Source organism: Dyella caseinilytica (assembly GCF_016865235.1).
GTDB lineage: Bacteria > Pseudomonadota > Gammaproteobacteria > Xanthomonadales > Rhodanobacteraceae > Dyella_B > Dyella_B caseinilytica.
The window spans coordinates 4,060,118-4,079,850 of the sequence record NZ_CP064030.1; the positions used below are offsets into that span (position 1 = coordinate 4,060,118).

Here is a 19,733-nt window from a genome sequence, read left to right on the forward strand (position 1 = left end):
TCATGAATACCTCAAAGACAGCTCTGGTTATCGGCGCCAACGGCGGCATCGGCAAGGAAACTTGCCTGGCCCTGCAACGTCACGGCTGGCAGGTTCGCGCACTGGTGCGCCACCCGGCGGCTGAAGGCAACCAGGACGGCATCACCTGGATCAAGGGTGACGCCATGCAGCAGGCCGATGTGCTGGCGGCAAGCGAAGGCGTTGATGTGATCGTGCACGCCGTCAACCCTCCCGGGTATCGCGACTGGGAAACCCTGGTGCTGCCGATGGTGGACAACACCATCGCCGCCGCAAAAGCCAACCACGCACGCATCGTGCTACCCGGCACCATCTATAACTACGGCCCGGACGCCTTTCCTTTATTGCAGGAAGACGCCCCGCAGCACCCGCAGACGCGCAAAGGCGAAATCCGTGTGGAGATGGAGCGCCGGCTGGCCGCAGCAACCAACGCTGGCGCGCGCGTACTGATCATTCGTTGTGGCGATTTCATCGGTCCGCATGCTGGCAACACCTGGTTTTCGCAGGGGCTGATGAAGGCGGGCAGTCCCCTAAAAACACTTCAGTACCCCGGCGACTACGCTACGGGTCACGCCTGGGCTTATTTGCCGGATGTCGCAGAAACCATCGCGCGCCTGCTTGAACGTGAGCACGAACTGGCTGCGTTCGAGCGGTTCCATTTCGGCGGCTATTGGCTGGATGGTCACGACATGCTCGATGCACTGCGCCGTGTCACGAATAACCCACGCCTCGCCGCCGGCCATTTTGCGTGGTGGCTGACCGCCGCGCTCGCGCCTTTCATGGAAACGCTGCGCGAAGTGCGCAAGATGCGTTATCTGTGGCAGTCGCCGGTGCAGCTTGATGATCGCAAGCTGGTCGCGTTTCTTGGCGACAAACCGTATACGCCGCTCGAACAAGCGTTGAGCACCACGCTAATTGCCACTGCCTGCATGCCTTCGCAAGCGGATGCTCTGAAGCAGGCGGCCTGAAGCCTCATCACATGGCGTGCATCAGGTGCCGCGCGGCTTCGCACGATGGGTGGGTGTCGCCGTCCACGGATCATCCGGCCAGGGATGCTTGGGATAGCGTCCTTTCAGTTCCTTCTTCACTTCCGGATAGGTGCGTTCCCAGAAGCCTTTCAGATCCTGGGTGACCTGGATGGGTCGCCCGGCCGGCGATAGCAGGTGCAGGGTCACAGGAATGCGGTCACCGGCGACACGAGGCGTGTCCGCCAAACCGAACAGTTCCTGCAGCTTGACCGCAAGCACAGGCGCGTCGCCGGGAATGTATTCCAACCGGCGTACCTGCCCACTGGGAACCGTCAGGCTATCCGGTGCCTGCGCATCGAGCTGTCTGCGCTGCTCGTAATTGAACAGCGCCGATAGCGCCTGCGAAAGATCATCTTCCGACAGTGCATCCAGTTTGCGCTTGCCTTGGAGGTACGGCGCCAGCCAATCCTGCAGGCGGTCGAGCAGCCACGCATCGGACACATCGGGCAGTTCCAGCTCCGGCATCCATTCGCGCAAGGACTGCATGCGCATGCGCAGGCGACGCGCGGTTTCGCTCCAAGGCAACGCATCCAGGCCACGCGCGCGAATCGCGGACAGTAGCGCTGGTACGGCATCTTCCGCCTGCACCGGCACACTGCGCCGCTCCAGCACAATCGCACCGAAACGGCGTTCTTCGAACGCCTCGACGGCAGCACGCTCGTCGTTCCAGCGCACATGGCGACCACGTTGAAACTGCTCGGGGAAATCCTGTTCCAGCACACGCGGATCGAGTGGCGCGGCGGCAAGGATCAGGCTATCGCGCGCTTCATGCCGCAGATCCAGCGCGACCAGCCATGGCTCGCCCAGCAACGCCGTCTGTTCGTGCAGACGCGCGCCGCGCCCATTGGCCAGGGTGTAGCGCAACGGATTGTTTTCATCCTGACGTGCAATGCGGTCAGGAAAAGCATGCAGAAGTAAATCGCCCACCGCATGACTATGCGGCACCCCACTCGCCGCGCTACGCACATCCAGACGGCAGCGCCAGCCTTTGCTGGCTTGCTCGATCGCAGCCAAGGCTCCGGCGTCGGCACCGCTGTTAGAACCTGTTGCACTGCGCCGATCACGCCATGCGTGCAGCGCGTGGACACGCACGCGGAAATCGTCACTGCGCGCACTTTCGCCACGCAGCGGCGAGCGTGCTTCCATCAAGGCGAGCAGATCAGCGATCAGCGCGTATAGCGTTTCCGGTGCGCGCAAAGCCGCTGCGCCGAGACGCGGCGTTGCGCCGAGCTCCAGCATGCGGCGACCCAGCGCAGTGATGCGTTGTTGCGCATCCAGTGCACCGAGGCGCGCCAACAATTCACGCGCCTGTGCCAAAGCGCCGACGGGTGGCGTGTCCAGCCACGGCAGTTCCGCACTGCCCCACGCCGCCAGTTCGAGAGCGAGGCCCGACAATTCCGCCTGCGTGATTTCCGCCGTACGCGAAGAATCCAACCGGCGGCTTTGCGGCCATAGGCGATACGCCGTGCCTTCAGCCACACGGCCAGCTCGGCCGGCGCGCTGATCGGCTGACGCCTGCGAAATCGCGACTGTTTCCAGACGGGTGAAACCGGTGTTGGGATCAAAACGCGGCTCGCGTGCGAGGCCGGTATCGACGACGGCGCGAATGCCCGGCAAAGTGATGCTGGATTCGGCCACGTTGGTTGCCAGCACAATGCGCCGCATGCCAGCTTCGGCCGGCGCGAGTGCGAGTTGCTGCTCGGCGAGCGACAGCTCGCCATGCAAGGCGACCACATCGATATCGTCCCGTTGCAGTGTCTGCGTCAGCACGCTCTGCGCACGGATGATTTCCCGGCGTCCCGGTAGAAAAGCCAACACATCGCCGTCGTTGTCGTCCAGCGCCTGTCGTATGACACGCGCCAGATGATGTTCGACACTCTCCTGTGCACGCGCTGGCGGATAATCGATACGCACCGGAAAACTGCGTCCGGGGCTGCTGATACGCGGCGCATCCAACCACTGCGCGATGCGTTCACCATCCAGCGTCGCGGACATCACCACGATGCGCAGATCGGGCCGCAAGGTAGCCTGGATATCCAGCGCCAGCGCTGCACCAAGATCGCCCGCCAGATGGCGTTCGTGGAATTCGTCGAACAGGATCGCACCGATGTCCGTGAGTTCGGGATCATCCTGGACGAGACGCGTGAGTATGCCTTCGGTGACAACTTCGATACGCGTTGCCGCGCTGACCTTCGACTCGAAGCGAATCCGGTAACCAACCGTCTGCCCCACCTGCTCGCCCAGTTGCTGCGCCATGAACTGCGCCGCTGCACGCGCCGCGATACGGCGCGGTTCGAGCATCACGATTTTCCGGCCTTCCAGCCAAGATTCATCGCGTAGCGTCAGGGGCACCTGGGTGGTCTTGCCGGCGCCCGGCGGCGCCTCCAACACCAGCCGCGGCTGCTCGGCAAGCGAGCGGCGGATATCGGGAAGTAGCGGGGTGATGGGAAACGTGGGTGCATTCATACGCACCCATCATAAATGGGGACTCGATCCATGCCCATTTTCCGCCACCACGCAGTTTGCAGACACAGCGCATGCATGCCTCACAGAGAGGCATGCATGCGTGGAATCATTACTGTTTCAGCGGATAAGTGATGCTACTTGGCAGCGGCGTTCCAGGCGGCAACGGATGCGTACGCAAGGGCGCCAACGACTCGAAACCGTTCTGATACTCGTCGGTGATCGTTTTGGCATCTTCGCTATTGGTAATCACGCGTGGCGTGATCAACACGATCAATTCGGTGCGGCTCTTGCTCTTACCCGTTGAGCCGAACAGCTTGCCCAGAATGGGAATGTCGCTCAGCCAGGGCACGCCCTGACCACTGTCCGTGTTCTGTTGCTGGATCAAGCCGCCAAGCAGGACCGTCTGACCGTTCTGCACGCCAAGCTGAGTCGCGATCTGGCGCTGCTGAATCGTGAAGTTGCCCTGGGCGTTGGCGGAACCAAGGGTTTGGCTGACTTGCTGATCGATATTGAGATAGACCAGTCCACCCGGATTCACACGCGGCTGCACGTCCAGAATGATGCCGGTGGGAATGTATTGCACCTCACCTACCGTGGTGGCTGTAGTACCTGTGGTCAGTCCGTTGTAGTAAGTCTGGTTGACCGGAATCTGATTACCCACCTCGATATGCGCAACCTGGTTGTTGAGCACGACCAACGAAGGGGCCGAGAGCGTCTTGGTGTTGGTGCTGGCTTCCAAGGCGTTGATGGCTACCTGGAACTTTCCATTCGAACTCAGGAAGGAATAGTAGAACGGCTGCCCACTGTAACTATTGGTGGAGGTACTGCTACTGCCATTGACGCTGGTGAAACCACCACCCAGACCAATCATGCGGTGCGCTTCCGCATTGCCGGGTGTGTAGCCTCCGCTGGAATTTTGCGAGCCACCCGCCAAGCCTTGCAGATACCACTGCACGCCGTATTGGAGATCGCCTTGCAGATCGACTTCGAATACCCGCGTTTCGATCTGCACCTGCAACGGCGGCACATCGAGCTGCTTGATGGCGCCGAGGATCTCCTCCCACTGTGCCGGACGCGCACGCACCAGCAACTGATTGTTGGCATCCACCGAGCTGATGCGGATGCTGCCGTCCTTCGAGCTGTAACCCTGATCCTGGTTGTTGTTATTGCTCAAGCCACCGTTCATGCCGACACCGCTTGCGCCAGTGCCACCACCGATGCCACCCGTCGACGAAGACGAACTACCGAAACCGCTACCCGTCGTCGATGACGAACCAAGCGAACTGCTACCGCTGCTGCCCAGACCGCCGCTGCCGAGCCCACCGCCGGACAGTCCACCGGTAGTGGAACTGCCGAAACTACCGGCCGTGCTACCCATGCCACTGGACGAACCACTCGAATTGTTGCCAACGCCCAAGGTGGTGCTGCCACCCGCACCGGGCGCCACGGAGCCGCCGCGATCGCTGCTGCCTCCGTTGGCATTGTCGGTGTAGATCTGCGCAAGGTAATGCGCCAGATCCGACGCATTGACATTGCGCACGTCGTAAACATAAAGCTGCGGCTCATTGCCGCCGCCCAGATCGATCTTGGCGATCCAGTTACCGACTTCACTGAGGTAGTTCGGTTGCGTGCTGATCACCACCAGCGCGTTAGTGCGCTTGATCGGGATGAAGCGCAGCATGCCCGCCAACGGCGTATCGCCTTTGGCGCCGAACATGCTGTCGAGCTGCGGCATCAAGTCATCGACGGTCGCGTGCTGAAGATTGAACACGCCAACGGACATGCCACGCAGCCAGTCCACGTCGAACGTGCGCACGGTTCGCTCGTAATTGGCAAGGTCGTCCGGCGTGCCCGCCACCACGATGACGTTGCGCGCATTGTCTGCCAGCAGGATCGAATCAGGCCGTGCGAACGGCTTCAGCAGCTTCTGCATCTGATCGGCTGCGATGTAATGCAAGGGAAACAGGCGTGCCTGCAAACCACCGGCCGGCGCCGCAGCGCCCAGACTCGGCGCAACATTGCCTTGCACGGCATCCTTGTCCGGCATCACCACATAACGGCCGTTGGTCTTGATCAACGCGTTATGTGTCCATGAAAGCAACGTCTCCAGGATCGGCATGGCCTGGCTGGCGTCCACCGGTTCGGAAGTGGAGAACGAAATGTTGCCCTGCACGCCGGGAACAATGGTGTAGTTCTCATGCAACAGGTCGCCCAGGATCGCCTTGACGACCGCTTGTACCGGCTGGTTTTCGAAATTGAACGTGACCGCACCGCTTCCTGCCGCAGTTGGCCGCGGGTTGGATAGCTCAGTGGGTTGCACGAACTTTCCCGTGCCCGTCGAGATACTGGCGACAGTCGGAGCCGGTGTCCCATTCTCCACGTTCGCGTTCAGAACCTGCTGCGGTGGTGCAGGTTTTTCCGTGCCTGCAACCGCCTCGCGCTCCAGCGAAAGATCCGGCTTGGTCAGCGGCTTGTTATTGGCACAACCGCTCAGGAAGACTGCCAGCGCGATGGCGCTGACCCGCAATTCCTTGCGTCGGTAAAATGGCATGCGCGCGTGTGACATGAATCAATGTTCTCCCTGAGCGTTTCCGGCTTGCTGGGAACGCTGTTTAAGAATGGCTGCCCTGAGTTTTTGCAATCGTTGTGCCTGCGCGCTATTCGGCGGCATTGGCCCGCCGGGCGGTGGCGGCGGCATGGCGTGGTTCTGGACTTGCATGCCTGGCGGGCCGTTCATCGGTATGGCGCCTGGCGGAGCAGCGTTCGATGCGGGCTGATCTATAGGTGCGCCCGCGGGCAGCTTTAGTTCCGTGCGTCCGCTGGCCGAGGCGAAAATCGCCGAGCGCGGCAGCACCTTGATCAGCTTCCAGCTGCCATCCGGCAGGCTGGCGCCTTCGCGCACGCGCACTTCCTGGCCATCATCGGCGCCCTTGCTGTTGTCCTGGTGCGCAGGCCCCAGCAAGGCCATGTGCAGGCTCGGTGTAAGAATGATGCCGGTGAGCTGCAGATCACCCAGATTCACGCCGCCAGCATCGCCGCCGCTGCTGACGATCGGTTTGCGATCGGCACTGAACAAGGGGTGCTCCCAGCTTTGCGCATAACTTTGCAGGCTTGGTGGCGCGGGCAGTGCCACGTTGTGCACCGCAGGCGGCGCAGGCGTTTCGCGCGGTGGATCCCATGCCACACCCTTGCCAGCGCCTAGCAGCAGCGCAAGCAGCACTACACCGAACACGGCAACCGTTGCGCCAAAGACCGGAGTAAGACGACGTTGGGCGGCAGCGTTCATTGCGCATCGTCTCCCGGCGCCGTGTTGTCGCCATTCGCACTCGCATTGCCGGAACTCGCCGGCGTAGCCGCGGCATGCACATAACCGGCCAACGTAAACTGCACTTCCAGCGGTGCGGCACCCGTCTTCTGCATCGCGAGCATCGGATTGCGATACACGCTGAAATCCTGCACGAACAGATAAGGCTTGCTCTTTTCCAACGTGTACAGCAGACCGATCAGCGGCTGCATATCGCAATGCAAGCTGATGCTGACGACCACTTTGCGATAAGGCTCGTCGGGTGTGGTGGTCGGATTGGGCACCGGCATCTTCTGGCTGACTTCGCAGCTGCCTTCCTGTGCGTGTGCCGCGGCATCGTCGACCACGCGCTGCATCAGGCCGGCAGCAGCAGCATTCGGATCCGATTCGGGCAGGAAGGTGCTGCTGTCGGTCTGGTCGTGACCGAGTTCCGCCAAACGTTTCTGCAATTGGGGTTTTTCCGCGATGGCAGCAGCGTAGCGGCTCTGTGTATCGCGCAAGTCGTCCATCTGGCTGTCGATGTCACGCAGCGGCGCTACGAACCACCAGTGCAGCAGGATGAAATACGCCAGTATCACCACCAGCAACAGCAGACCAATGGCGGCCATGCGGCTTTCCAGTGGTTTCATCGGCCTGAGATTCATCGCGCCGCTCCCGCGCTACTGCTGCTCGCCGGCTTGGCCTTGCCGGGCTTTTGCAATTGCGCATCCATGAAGAAGCGTTCCTTGTTGGTGGCCGGATCGCGCTGGATGACGCCCTGGAAATTGGCGCCGGTCAGCAGCTTGCTGTTTTGCAGCACATCGATCAGTGACGACGCCTTGGCACTTTGGCCTTGCATGCCTACGTGTCCGCTGCTGTCGACGGTGAAGCGCTCCAGCCAGGTATCTTCGGGAATACGCGTGGTGAGATCCTGCAGCACGTCGACAACCGCGACCGATTCCGTCTTGCGCCGTGCGAGGAATCCCGAGGCGCCGGCACTGTCCTCCAGTTGCTTGCGCAACAGGGAAACCTTTTGCGCATCGCCATGCATGGCGTCGACTTGCGCCTGCATGTCAGTCAATGCGTCTTGGTGGTTGTGCAGCCATTGTCCGAGGCAAAGCAACAGCAGCAGCACGGCCGAGCCGGCCAATATGAGATTGAGGCGGCGGCGCGGATCGCTGTGCACGCGTGCCATCTCGGGCGGCAGCAGGTTCACGCCGAGGCGTTTGTCGGCCTCGCATAGATCCACGGCGTCGATGGCGATGCCGGCATTACGCAGATGTTCGAGTTTGGCGTCCACCGCAGCGCGCGGCACCGCAACCAGTTCAGCGGCGATGCGACCAGCAGGCGCAGGGCCCGGCAACTCGCGCAGGTCGTAGTAAACCTGATCGGGGCGGAACGGGGTTTGCCGGTCCATCTCAAAAGCACCGATCTGGCGCAGGTTGTCGCGTGCCGCTTCCGGCAACAGCAGGCGCCGGCGCAGCACCGCCTCTTGCGGCAGGCAGAGCGCCAGCCGCAGGTCCTGGCGATCCACCCCGGCCACCGCTGTGCTCAACATGGCTTGTTGCGTGGGAGCATCGAGCGCATCACTCCACGGCGCCGTGGTTTGCGGCTGACCACTGCACCTGGCGCGCCACTGACCATCTTCATGGCGTAGCAGGCACCACACGTTGCCGCCACTGAATAGCGTCTGCCAGCGCGTCGGCAGCAGGGCGCGCAATTCACCACCCCACCAGTCCAGGAAACCCGGCAAGGGTGAACCGCGCCATGCGCGGCGTGCGCGTTCCAGCTGCGGTCGCAGTGTCTGCGTAGCGGAATTCACTCCCCATCTCCCTCTTGCCAGCGCAGCACCGCAAAAGCTTGCGAGCCGGGCCGGAATCCTTGCAAACGTATCGTGGCGCGCAACACCGCGCGCGTTCCGTCGGCTAGCACGGCCTCTGAACGGATACTATGCGTGATGCCATTGTTGCCGAACAGCCCCGTCGCCGCATTGGCGGCGGTACTCGCCGGACGCGCAGCGATGATGGCTGCAGCATGTTGCAGATCCATGCCAGGCGGAATAGAGGCTAGCGCAAGCAGGGGGGCGGTATTGGGGTCGGGACTGGCGCGCCCTGACCAGATTGTGACGTAGGGCGCAACCGCGTCGTACATCTGCGGCGTCATGCCCAGCACCATCTCCAGCTCCTCGACACTGGCAAACGGCCCGTTGCGCGGACCGTAATCGCGCCCGGCCGCGGTGTAGACAGCAGCGCGTTGTGCCGCTTGCTGCTGTCCCATGGGAAAGCTGCGCCAATCAACGACCGCTTGCGCGATCGCGGCGGCGTGCGACGCATCGACGCCTGTGTTGCGGAACAAATTGGTCAGCACGTCGGGCGACGACGCGTTGAGGTCGACCTTGCCACTTTCGGAAATAACCGATACACCGACTTTGGCGCCTTCGTAGGCAAACGGATAGACGCGCCCATCCGCCACCCAGCGATCACCGACGTTGGGTGCCTGCAAGGCATAAATAGCGCGCATCAGGCCCGCTTCCGCCGCATAGTGCGCACGCGTCTGCTGAAACTGGTAACTGGCTTGCAAGCCTTCGGTATGCGCCAGCACGGCATAGCCACCAAGCAGGATCGCCAGCAACGTGCATGCCCACATCACGAGCAGCAAGGCGACACCGCGTTGGTGCCGTTTAGCGCCTGCCCATGATCTCTGCGTGGCCTGCGCCGGGAGCTGTTTGCGTGCAGGGCAAGGCGTCGTGAGCGAGGTGTATGTCGATACATGAGCGAGCGAGGCCACAGGCATGCGCGCAAACAGACCGGGCGCGGGCTGCGTGGAGATCATGGGCAGGCGCTCAATCATGGCCCGACTCCCGGACCACGCAGGCCGCGCAGCAAGTTGCCGGCGCCTTGCACCGCCGAAGCATTCACGCGCAGCGGTGCGCTGAGCTGCGGCCACTCGCGCCCGTTCTGCAGCGTCAGCTTGATGGCAACGATGTTGGGCATGAATCCGGGATCGTTCCAGTCGCTCTGCCAATCCGATGCCTGGCCTTGCTGGTTGATGCCGCGATAGCTGAAGCTGCCGTCGACCACACCATCAACCAACACCTGCGGATCACCCAATGGCTTGGGCTTGCTGCCATCCGGTGGAAGCACCGCGAGGCTGGCCACCAATTGCTTGCCTTTATCGCCGGCAGAAACGAGTTTGACCTCGACGATTTGCGGGCCGGACATACCGAGGTAATCAGGCATCGGCGCGACGAAGCGCATTTCGTCGCTGCTGCCAGTGAAATAGATGCTGTTGCCACTATCATCGCGCGCGATCGCTTGCGCCATCGCCTGTTCCAGTTCGCGACGCAGGAACATCTGCGCAGAACGTACTTCGTCGAGCTGCTCGATCTTCAGCGTGCCCGCCTGAACGGTATGCGTGGCCGAACGCACACCCGAATACACACCCAGCAACAACAGCGACAGCAAAGCCAGCGCGGCAAGAACTTCCAGCAAGGTAAAGCCGGCTGTGCGCTTCATAGCGAGGGTGCCGCATTGTTGGGGCTGCCGATTCGCAAGGTGCTGAAATGCGCCTTGTGCTCGAACGGTTCCGATCCCCACATCACATCGAGATTGAGCTGGTACATCTGCATTGCGTTGGCATTGGCCGCAGGCGTTACACCTGGCGCGACCCAAGGCGTCACTTGCAATCGCCAGCGGTAGTGATCGTCGAAGTGCCCTTCCGTCACACCCGCCTGCAAGGGATCCAGGGCGAAGCGGGTATCCAGCAGCGAACGCGCCCACAGCGCAGCTTGCGTGTATTGCGCAGCGCTTTGCGAAAGGCGGATCGACCCGCCCGCCACTTCCATCAACGCACCGAAGGTGATCGCGAGCAGCAGGATCGCTGCAATCACTTCCAGCAAGCTGAAGCCGCGTGCATGGCGCATCGATGTTTTCATGAATGCGCTGCGGTATCGAACAGGGTAATCGCCCCGGTCAGCCACGACACGTTGACATGCCATTCACGCTTGCCGCTGCGAATCGTGATGCGTCCGCCGGTGGAGCTTCCATCGGGGTAAAAATTGATGCGCGCAATGTCCCCGCGCTGATCCTTCTTCGCACTGGTGATTTGCAAGTCCAATCCCTTGGGCAGGCGCACGTCGCGCTGATCGGCGCCGCGATAGGTGCCGTCTTGCATGTTGACCTGGAAGTAACGCGGCTCACCGTGCACGATCGCCTGCGTGCGCGTGGCGCGCAGCGCGGACGCCAGCTCGCCGGCGGCAGCATTGATGCGTGCGCTGGCCAAACCATGCGCCACCGAGACCGACACTGCCGCAGCGGCGACACCGATCAGGATGATCACCGCCAGCATTTCGAGCAAGGTAAAGCCACGTGCCTTATGCGACGCACGAAGGCCAGGGCGCCAGGAACAAGACAACACGGTACGGAGCCTTTGCGCTCCGCCCATGTTGCTCATCGCTGCTTCCTGACCCCTGCTCATGGCTGCTTACTGCCAGTTGCCCACGTCGGCGTCATAGCCTTCGCCACCCGGCTTGCCGTCACGGCCATAGAAGATCAGGTCGTAATTGCCGTGTTCGCCGGGGTACTTGTAGCCGAAGTCATGACCCCACGGATCCTTCAACTGCGAAGGCTTCACGTACGGGCCCTGCCAGTTGTTCGCATTCGCCGGCTTGACGGCGAGATCTTGCAGCTCCGCGGGCGGCGAGCCGTTGTCCAGGGCGTAGCTGTCGATGGCCTGGCTGAGCGTGATGAGCTGCGCCTTGCCGGCGCCGTACTTGCCCTTGTCCACGCTGCTGCCAACCTGGCGTACCACGATGGCGCCGACGATACCGATCAGCACGATCACCGCCAGCATTTCCAGCAGGGTGAAGCCGGCGCTGCGGGAGGGATGACGCAGATGCCGGGTTCGGGGATATCTGTACTGCATGGGCTGGTTTCTCCGTTTCGTTTATGCGTGAACCTGAAGAGGTACGTGATCGGACAACGCCGATCACTGGATGTTGCTGGTAAGACTGAGCAAGGGCAGCAGGATGGCCGCCATGATGATGGCCACGAAAAAGGTCATCACGATGGTGAGCGCTGGAACGAGCGCGGCCAGCAACCGATCGATGGAGCGGCGGCTTTCCAGTTCGAAGGTATCGGCCACCTTGAGCAGCATGGTGTCCAGCTGCCCGGCCTCCTCACCCACCTGCACCATTTGAATGGCAAGGCGCGGAAAGCGTTGTGAATGCGACAACGCCAGACTGAGGCCATTACCGCCCTTGACCATTTCGGTGGCCTGGACCAGCGATTCGTCCAGCGCCTTGTTGGAGGTGACCATGCGGGCGATGCTCAGCGCGGAAAGCAGCGGCACGCCATTCTTGACCAGGGTGCCGAGGGTACGCGCCAGACGCGCGGTTTCCACTTTCAGCACCAGCGGACCGACCAGGCGCATCTTGAGCAGACGCTCGTGCCACGCCAGCCGCAGCACGGGATCGCGCATTCGCGCACGCCATACGAAAACGCCACCAACGATGATGATCGCGATCAGCCACCACCCGGTCTGCAAGGTGGTGCCCAACGCGAGCACGGCGCGAGTGATCCACGGGATCGGCACTTGCATGTCCTGGAAGATCGGCACGAACTGCGGCACGACGTAGGTGAGCAGCAACAACAGCGAGCCGAACACGCCGACCATCAGGAAGGCCGGATAGATCAGTGCATTGATGATGCTGCCGCGCAGTGCCTGCGAACGTTCCAGGTAATCGGCCAAGCGGCGCAGCGTGTCTTCCAGCGATCCACCCACTTCACCGGCGCGCACCAGCGCGATGTAAAGCTTGGGAAACACGCCATGCTCTTCATCCAGCGCCTGCGACAATGGTGTACCGCCGCGTACGCGATCACGCACGCGCTCGATCAACTTCTTGGCGTGCTCGCCTTCAGGCAGATCCATCAGGATGCCGAGCGCACGGTCCAGTGGTTGTCCGGCGCCCAGCAAGGTCGCCAGCTGATGGGTGAACTGGGCCAACTGATCGCCATTGAACGGACCGCGCTTGAGCAAACCGGCAAAGCCGCCGCCGTCGCTGCCGGCATCAGCCAGCTTGGCTTCCAGTGGTGTGTGCCCCTGATCCTGCAAGCGCACGATCACTTCATCGAGGCTGGTCGCCTCCATCTGCCCCTGCACGATTTCGCCGGCGGCACTGACGGCGCGGTAGCGGAATTGGCTCATAGAAAGAACCGCTCTTCGCGTTCGCCCCGCGCGCCCCAAAGGGGTGAGAGGGTGAGAGCAGCTGCGTTAGCCCTCCTGCGTAACACGCAGCACCTCCTCAATGGTGGTGATGCCTGCCACGGCCTTGGCGATGCCATCTTCGTACATCGTGCGCATACCTTCGGCACGCGCCTGCTTCTCAATTTCTCCGGCATCCGCGCGCTGCATCACCAGCCGGCGCAAGGGATCGCTCATCACCAGGAATTCCATGATCGCGCGGCGGCCACGGTAACCGGTGGGATTGGCCACGCTGGTGCCGGGTTTCCACAAGCGGATCGGTCGCTCGTCGGTGTACTTTTCCAGTTCGAATTGCTTGATGACTTCTGGTGGCGCTTCATAGGGGGTCGCCGTTTCCGGATCGAGACGACGCACTAGTCGCTGCGCAAGAATGCCGTTGACGGTAGAACCGAGCAGGTAATCTTCGACACCCATATCGAGCATGCGGGTCACGCCACCGGCCGCGCTGTTGGTATGCAGCGTGGACAGCACCAAGTGACCCGTGAGCGCAGACTGGATCGCGATGCGGCAGGTTTCAAGATCGCGCATTTCGCCGATCATGATCACGTCCGGATCCTGACGCATGATCGAGCGCAGCGCGTTGGCGAAATCCAGACCGATCTGCGGTTTCACCTGGATCTGGTTGATACCTTCGAGCTGGTATTCAACCGGATCTTCCACCGTGATGATCTTCACGCCCGGCGTGTTGATCTTCGACAGCGCGGTGTAGAGCGTGGTGGTCTTGCCCGAACCGGTGGGGCCGGTTACCAGCAGGATGCCGTGCGGGCGCTCCAGCACATCCACGAAACGTTGCTGGAATTGATTGGTAAAGCCCAGCGAAGCGAAATCGAACACCACGGTCTCGCGATCGAGAATACGCATCACCACCGATTCGCCAAAGCTGGTCGGCACGGTGGAAACACGCAGGTCCAGCTCCTTGCCCTGCACGCGCAACTGGATGCGGCCATCCTGCGGCAGGCGGCGTTCGGCAATGTTGAGCTTGGCCATGATCTTGACGCGACTGATCACCGCCGCCGTGGAACTGGACGGCGGCGCTTCCACTTCGTGCAGCACACCGTCGATGCGGTAGCGCACCTTCAAGCGGTTCTCGAACGGTTCGATATGCACGTCCGAAGCACGCTGTTCCACGGCACGCTGCAGGATCAGGTTGACCAGACGGATCACCGGCGCTTCGGAAGCGAGGTCGCGCAGATGCTCAACGTCGTCTTCCTCGGCCGCACTGCCGTCGAGGTTTTCCACAATGGTGCCCATCGCTGAACGGCCTTGGCCGTAATAGCGTTCGATCAGGTCGTCGATCTCCGAGCGCACGCCGATGCACAGCGACACGGCCTTGCCGGTGGCGAGGCGCACGGCTTGCAAGGGGTAAGGATCGGCGGGATCGGCCACGACCAGCGCCACCCCTTCCTCGCCGGAACGGACCGGTACCACGTGCTGCTGCTTGAGGAAGCGCACCGAGATATCGACATCGGCAGGCGGCATCTCCGGCGCATCCTTGGTGGCCAGCAGCGGCACATGCAGACGCTCCGACCAGGCCTCGGCGAGATCGCGCTCAGAGACAAGGCCCAGCCGCGCCAGCAGGGTCGTCAGCGTGCCTTCCGGCGCCTCTTCATGCAGACGCCTGGCCCTCGCCAGATCGTTATCTTTCAGGCGCCCACGCGCGACCAGCAGCGCGCACACTGCCGATTCATGGTCATCCGTGGCCTTTGCCGCCCCAACGGACGCCGGCTTTACGACTGCCGACATGCTCCACCCCGCTTGTGACTACTTTGTCAAAACACGTCCCTGCCCGTCCCACGCGCTTGGCAACGAACAGACGAATCCCATTGTTAACACATCCACAAAGCGGCTGGCGAGCCTTGCTTTGCAGCTGCATCCGCATGTGGGGGTGGCCGTTCATGCTGCGGCTGGGCGGTGCGCTCAATGAATGGGACAATGGAAACTTAAAAAGGGTTCTCCATGCAGCTTATCGATATCGGGGCCAATCTCACCCACGAATCTTTTCGGCACGATTTCGATGCCGTTCTGGACCGTGCCCGAGCGCACGCAGTCACTCACATGGTTGTCACGGGTGCGTCACACGTTGGTAGTGAACACGCCCTGGAACTGGCCCGCGCGCATCCTGGCTTGCTATATGCCACGGCAGGTGTGCATCCGCACCACGCCATCGACTACAGCGATGCGACCGACTCACGCATGCGCGAACTGGCGCGATTGCCAGAAATTCGTGCAGTCGGCGAAACCGGTCTGGACTATCACCGCAACTACTCACCACGCGATGTGCAGTTGCAGGTGTTCGAACGGCAATTGCAGATCGCAGTGGATGTAGGCAAGCCGCTATTCCTGCACCAGCGCGATGCGCATCACGATTTCGTCGCTCTGTTGAAGCGTTATCGCAACAAGATTCCTGCCGCGGTCGTGCACTGCTTTACCGATACGCGCGAAGCGCTGCTCGATTACCTGGCGCTGGATTGCCACATCGGCATCACAGGATGGATCTGTGACGAACGTCGCGGTACGCATCTGCGTGAGTTCGTACGCGAGATTCCCGCCAACCGGTTGATGATCGAGACGGATGCGCCTTACCTGTTGCCACGCACTGTGCGCCCACAGCCCAGCCATCGACGCAATGAGCCGATGTATCTGAAGCATATTTGCGAGGAGATCGCGCGCGACCGGGGCGAACCGGTGGAGGTGACGGCGGCTAACAGTACAGCGACGGCGAAGGCGTTTTTTGGGCTGGAATAAGAACCTTCATATCGCCTCGACATTTCAATCCCGTCGCCCCGGCGAAGGCCGGGGTCCAGTGACTTAAACACCACAAAGACGCTAGGCCCCGGCCTTCGCCGGGGTGACGAGAGTAGAGTGTTGCTCAAGATTTGAGAACACGCGTCTGCCCCGGCAGCAAATCATCCAGCGCATAAGCGCCAATCCGCACACGAATCAGACGTAGCGTAGGAAAGCCAACTGCTGCCGTCATGCGGCGAATCTGCCGGTTACGTCCTTCGCGCAAGCTGATCGACAACCAGCTAGTGGGAATGCTTTTGCGAAAGCGCACTGGCGGATCGCGCGGCCATAGCCATTCCGGTTCGTCGGCATGCTCTGCTACCGCGGGCAAGGTCGGCCCGTCATTCAATACGACGCCACGGCACAGCGCCTGCACGGCCTCGTCGCTGATCGCTCCATCCACTTGCACCAGATACGTCTTCGGCTGCTTGTGCTTGGGATCGGTCAACCGATGTGCCAGCACGCCATCATCCGTGAGCAGCAACAAGCCTTCGCTGTCGTGGTCAAGACGGCCGGCTGGATACACGTCTTTCTGACGCACGTAATCGGCAAGCGTGGGGCGCCCGTCGTCGGTGGTGAACTGGCACAGCACACCGAACGGCTTGTTCAGTGCAATCAGCATGCGGAGCGAAGAATCAATGCGCCGTTGCGTTGGAAGCCGCGGCCGGAGCCTTCGCTACCTTCACGAAACGCAAGGTCATGCGATCGGACTCGCCGATCGCCAGGTACTTGGCGCGATCCTGATCACCCAGAGTCAAGGTGGGCGGCAAGGTCCACACACCCTTCGGATAATCCTTGGTGTCCTTGGGATTGGCGTTGATCTCGCTCTGCGCATCCAGCTTGAAGCCGGCATCGGTGGCCAGCTTGATCACGTAATCCGTGGGCAGATAGCCGCTCTCCTTGACCACATCAAAACTGGCACCCGGCGCAGCGCGGTGATCGACCACGCCCAGCGTGCCACCCGGCTTGAGCACCGTGTAGAACGCCTTGAACATCGCCGGCGCGGTGCCGGCCACGGCCCAGTTGTGCACGTTGCGGAAGGTCAACACCATGTCGGCCGATCCGGCCGGCCCGAGCACGGGCGCCTTGGGATTGAAGGAGACAATGCTGGCCTTGCCATATTCGGCCGAATCGGCCGCAAACTTGGCGTGCAGCCCGGTGGCATCCTGCTTCTGCTCGGCATCATTGCTACCCGCGATCGCAGCGATGTAATGACCGTTGTCGCGCAGCAGCGGTGCCAGGATCTCGCTGTACCAGCCGCTGCCCGGGGTGATTTCGATCACCGTCTGGTCCGGCTGCAGGCCGAAGAACTGCAGCGTGGCCTTGGGATGGCGATAGACATCGCGCGCCTTGTTGGTCGCCGAACGCCAGGAACCGGCGAGCACCGCGTCCAACTGCCCGGCGGTGAAATCGCTGGCACTGGTCGGTGGCACCAGATCGCCTGCCGGCTGATCCTGCCCCGCCTGTTGTGCGTAAGCCGTACCAGCAAGTAGCAGGGCGGTGGACAGTCCGAAGGCAAGCCTGATCTTCATGACAACTCCTCACAACGCACGCCCGCGGCAACATGCCGCCGGCCTCATGCAGCGAATGGGCATTTTACGATTAGTTTACGACCGCTGCGTTAGCTGTGCGCGAACTGATTCGCTTTTTTCTGGCCCGATGCGTTACGCCTCAAGGTCATCGCAAGAGTGTCCCCTCACCTCAATCCTCTCCCCGGAGGGGAGAGGAGGCCAACGCGAACAGCGCTCTCTTTGATTAAAACGGGCGCGGACAGACCGACTGCAGGCCATCGATATGCTCATGCAGATCCGGCGCGATGCCTTGCCACATCGGATCGAGAATGAAATCGATGCCTTCGTAGCGGGCCAGCTTGGCGGCCGGGATGAAGTCAGCATCGCCAGCCACCAGGATGATCTGGTCCACCTGCTTCTTATAAGCGAGGGCGGCGATATCGATACCGATCTTCATGTCCACCTGGGTCTGGCGCATATCCGGCTCGAAATGCTCGTCACCCAGTTCATCCCAGAACAGGGACTCATCGCGCAATTGCTGATAAGCCTGATGCTTGAGCTTCCATTCGCCGCGATCAGCCAGACGTCCCAGTCGAAGCGCCATCTTGCGCTGGCGGCGCAATTGATCATGCAGGTCGCGTCGGAACGCCGCTGCGGTAGTGCGCGAGAAATCCAGGCTCTCGCCACTGATCGGCTTCACCAGCACTTTTTCCAGGGGAGGGCAATCGTAGAAGAAGATGCGATAGAGCGCCTCGCGCGGCCGGTCCAGCACCTTCAAATGCTCCAGCGCCATGCCAAACACAGTCTTGGCGACGGTACGCGCATCGTTGGCGTCACGATCACCCCAAACCTTGCGATAGCGTGCAAGAAAAAAAGCGCCGTCGACGAGGATGGCGGTACTCGACATAGGAAATCCTTATTAAGTGCTAAGCATGGATTGAACTGACATGTCATGCCGGTAAATAGGAATAGTGGCCGGCACTCCGCATTTTATGCCACACCCTGTGATCCGTCACGACAGTGTCATCACGGGTGCTTCTTCATTGCCGAAAGTGCAACACACCGCAACTTCACGCAACGCTATACTCGGCCGCAGCCTACAAGGGGGTAAGCATGATAAGCATCAAACGATGGATTGTTGCCGTGTTGTGCGTGACGTTGGCGCATGCGGCATTTGCCGCCGGTCCGAACCAGGTTCGACAGCGGGCAGAAGGCAGCATGCTGGTGACTGGCTGGATCGATGTATCGCCCGATGGCAGTGTGCACGGTTATTCGCTCGATCAGTCCGACAAGATTCCTGCTGCCGTAACGGATCTGATCCAGAAAAATGTGCCCGACTGGAAATTCAAGCTCGACGGCAATCCGAACGTGATCGAACGCGCCAGGATGAGCGTACGTCTGGTGGCACGACGTGTGGATGACACCCACGATTCCATCGCCATCGTTGGCGCCACCTTTGGTGACTCCAATACCGCTTCCGGCCAGTCCGTGACGCACAAATCCATGCAGCCACCCAAGTACCCGCTCAGCGCGGTGCAAGCACACGTGGATGGTACCGTCTATCTGTATCTGCGGGTCGGCCGGCAAGGCCAGGTCGAAGATGCCGTAGCCGAGCGAGTCAACCTGGGCGTGTATGGCAGCGATATTCAGATGCGCCGTTATCGGGACATCCTCGCTGATGCTGCATTGGAAGCGGCCAAACAGTGGACGTTCAATATCCCGACCAACGGCAAGCACATCGACGATCCCTACTGGGACGTGCGCGTGCCAGTGAACTTCAACCTCAAGGTGGCCGGCTCACCGCGCGTAGACACCTATGGCAAATGGCAGGTCTACATTCCCGGCCCACAGCAATCGATTCCGTGGCTGAAGAGCGGCTTGCAGACAGTGCCGACGTCCGACGCCATTCCGGAAGGCAGCATCTCGCAAGTAAGCCAGGATCTGCACTTGCTGACGCCGCTTGAAGGCGCGTGAACATACCGCATGATCATCCAGGGCGTTACTCGCCGCCTTCCGCCCCCCAGAAAATCACCCAGGTCAGGAAATCCTCACTGAAATGCTCGAAGCGGTGAGGAATTCCCGCTTCGACGAATAAAACATCATTGGCTTGGAAGCGGCAGCGCTCGTCGTTCTTGATGAAATCCCCGCTGCCACGAATGACAACGTAGAGCTCATCCTGTTTGTGCGGGCCTTGCGTGTCGATCTGTTGCGGCGCGTAGAGACCCGCCTTCATCGTGCCGTGGCGCAAGCCGTAGAAGAACCTGAAACCTTCGGCATTATCGGGAAGGCTTGCTTTTGCGTGGGCAAGTGTAAGCAGCCAATCCTTGTCTTGTTGCATGGATATCTCCCGCTCGATCGATGGCTGCAAACATCGCACAGAAA

At 61.3% G+C, this 19,733-nt stretch carries 19 protein-coding genes; 3 read left to right on the top strand and 16 right to left on the bottom strand.

What is annotated here, in order from left to right; translation table 11 throughout:
* The first annotated feature begins 2 nt into the window (after nt 1–2).
* Nucleotides 3–986: an NAD-dependent epimerase/dehydratase family protein gene (locus ISN74_RS17900; protein ID WP_188800510.1), complete on the top strand. Its 984-nt coding sequence runs from the start codon at nt 3–5 to the stop codon at nt 984–986.
* Nucleotides 987–1,007: 21 nt separating this feature from the next.
* Here the strand turns inward: ISN74_RS17900 and hrpB are convergent, their stop codons facing one another.
* From hrpB to gspE, 12 genes are all read right to left on the bottom strand, one after another.
* Entirely contained in the window at nt 1,008–3,512 is a 2,505-nt protein-coding gene (hrpB, locus tag ISN74_RS17905) for an ATP-dependent helicase HrpB (protein ID WP_188800511.1), read from the bottom strand.
* Between the two features lie 109 nt (nt 3,513–3,621).
* Complete coding sequence (gene gspD / locus ISN74_RS17910; RefSeq protein ID WP_229679354.1) at nt 3,622–6,078, bottom strand: type II secretion system secretin GspD; 2,457 nt, start codon at nt 6,076–6,078, stop codon at nt 3,622–3,624.
* 3 nt (nt 6,079–6,081) lie between these two features.
* Complete coding sequence (locus ISN74_RS17915) at nt 6,082–6,798, bottom strand: general secretion pathway protein GspN (RefSeq protein ID WP_188800512.1); 717 nt, start codon at nt 6,796–6,798, stop codon at nt 6,082–6,084.
* Nucleotides 6,795–7,460, bottom strand: a complete 666-nt coding sequence (gspM, locus tag ISN74_RS17920; protein WP_188800513.1) for a type II secretion system protein GspM — start codon at nt 7,458–7,460, stop codon at nt 6,795–6,797. The genes ISN74_RS17915 and gspM overlap by 4 nt, the downstream gene beginning before the upstream one ends.
* Entirely contained in the window at nt 7,457–8,617 is a 1,161-nt protein-coding gene (locus ISN74_RS17925) for a PilN domain-containing protein (RefSeq protein WP_188800514.1), read from the bottom strand. The genes gspM and ISN74_RS17925 overlap by 4 nt, the downstream gene beginning before the upstream one ends.
* Complete coding sequence (locus tag ISN74_RS17930; RefSeq protein ID WP_308420778.1) at nt 8,614–9,645, bottom strand: type II secretion system minor pseudopilin; 1,032 nt, start codon at nt 9,643–9,645, stop codon at nt 8,614–8,616. The genes ISN74_RS17925 and ISN74_RS17930 overlap by 4 nt, the downstream gene beginning before the upstream one ends.
* Nucleotides 9,642–10,310, bottom strand: a complete 669-nt coding sequence (locus ISN74_RS17935; RefSeq protein WP_188800515.1) for a prepilin-type N-terminal cleavage/methylation domain-containing protein — start codon at nt 10,308–10,310, stop codon at nt 9,642–9,644. Before ISN74_RS17935 ends, ISN74_RS17930 begins: the two co-directional genes overlap by 4 nt.
* Nucleotides 10,307–10,729 (bottom strand): type IV pilus modification PilV family protein, encoded by a 423-nt coding sequence (locus tag ISN74_RS17940; protein ID WP_188800516.1) that lies wholly within the window; start codon nt 10,727–10,729, stop codon nt 10,307–10,309. Before ISN74_RS17940 ends, ISN74_RS17935 begins: the two co-directional genes overlap by 4 nt.
* The gene (locus ISN74_RS17945; RefSeq protein WP_308420779.1) at nt 10,726–11,271 is read right to left on the bottom strand and encodes a GspH/FimT family pseudopilin; all 546 of its coding nucleotides are present in this window, start codon (nt 11,269–11,271) and stop codon (nt 10,726–10,728) included. The genes ISN74_RS17940 and ISN74_RS17945 overlap by 4 nt, the downstream gene beginning before the upstream one ends.
* A 6-nt stretch (nt 11,272–11,277) precedes the next feature.
* Nucleotides 11,278–11,718, bottom strand: coding sequence for a type II secretion system major pseudopilin GspG (gspG, locus tag ISN74_RS17950; protein ID WP_188800517.1), 441 nt, complete (start codon nt 11,716–11,718; stop codon nt 11,278–11,280).
* Between the two features lie 63 nt (nt 11,719–11,781).
* Complete coding sequence (gene gspF, locus ISN74_RS17955) at nt 11,782–12,999, bottom strand: type II secretion system inner membrane protein GspF (RefSeq protein WP_188800518.1); 1,218 nt, start codon at nt 12,997–12,999, stop codon at nt 11,782–11,784.
* Between the two features lie 66 nt (nt 13,000–13,065).
* Nucleotides 13,066–14,799, bottom strand: a complete 1,734-nt coding sequence (gspE, locus tag ISN74_RS17960) for a type II secretion system ATPase GspE (protein ID WP_188800519.1) — start codon at nt 14,797–14,799, stop codon at nt 13,066–13,068.
* A 213-nt stretch (nt 14,800–15,012) separates the two neighbouring features.
* Between gspE and ISN74_RS17965 the strand changes: the two genes are divergently transcribed.
* Complete coding sequence (locus ISN74_RS17965) at nt 15,013–15,801, top strand: TatD family hydrolase (protein ID WP_188800520.1); 789 nt, start codon at nt 15,013–15,015, stop codon at nt 15,799–15,801.
* Nucleotides 15,802–15,925: 124 nt separating this feature from the next.
* On the opposite strand, the gene ISN74_RS17970 is transcribed toward ISN74_RS17965, so the two are convergent.
* The 3 genes from ISN74_RS17970 to ISN74_RS17980 all read right to left on the bottom strand — a co-directional run bounded on the left by ISN74_RS17970 (nt 15,926) and on the right by ISN74_RS17980 (nt 18,258).
* Nucleotides 15,926–16,462: a pseudouridine synthase gene (locus ISN74_RS17970; RefSeq protein WP_188800521.1), complete on the bottom strand. Its 537-nt coding sequence runs from the start codon at nt 16,460–16,462 to the stop codon at nt 15,926–15,928.
* 13 nt (nt 16,463–16,475) lie between these two features.
* Nucleotides 16,476–17,372, bottom strand: a complete 897-nt coding sequence (locus tag ISN74_RS17975; RefSeq protein ID WP_188800522.1) for a class I SAM-dependent methyltransferase — start codon at nt 17,370–17,372, stop codon at nt 16,476–16,478.
* A 223-nt stretch (nt 17,373–17,595) separates the two neighbouring features.
* Nucleotides 17,596–18,258 (bottom strand): NYN domain-containing protein, encoded by a 663-nt coding sequence (locus ISN74_RS17980; RefSeq protein WP_188800523.1) that lies wholly within the window; start codon nt 18,256–18,258, stop codon nt 17,596–17,598.
* A gap of 206 nt (nt 18,259–18,464) precedes the next feature.
* Between ISN74_RS17980 and ISN74_RS17985 the strand changes: the two genes are divergently transcribed.
* Complete coding sequence (locus tag ISN74_RS17985) at nt 18,465–19,325, top strand: energy transducer TonB (RefSeq protein WP_229679356.1); 861 nt, start codon at nt 18,465–18,467, stop codon at nt 19,323–19,325.
* A 25-nt stretch (nt 19,326–19,350) separates the two neighbouring features.
* Here ISN74_RS17985 and ISN74_RS17990 read toward each other — a convergent pair whose 3' ends face one another.
* A complete protein-coding gene (locus ISN74_RS17990; protein WP_188800524.1) occupies nt 19,351–19,689 on the bottom strand; it encodes a cupin domain-containing protein in 339 nt (112 codons plus the stop codon).
* Nucleotides 19,690–19,733: the final 44 nt, after the last annotated feature.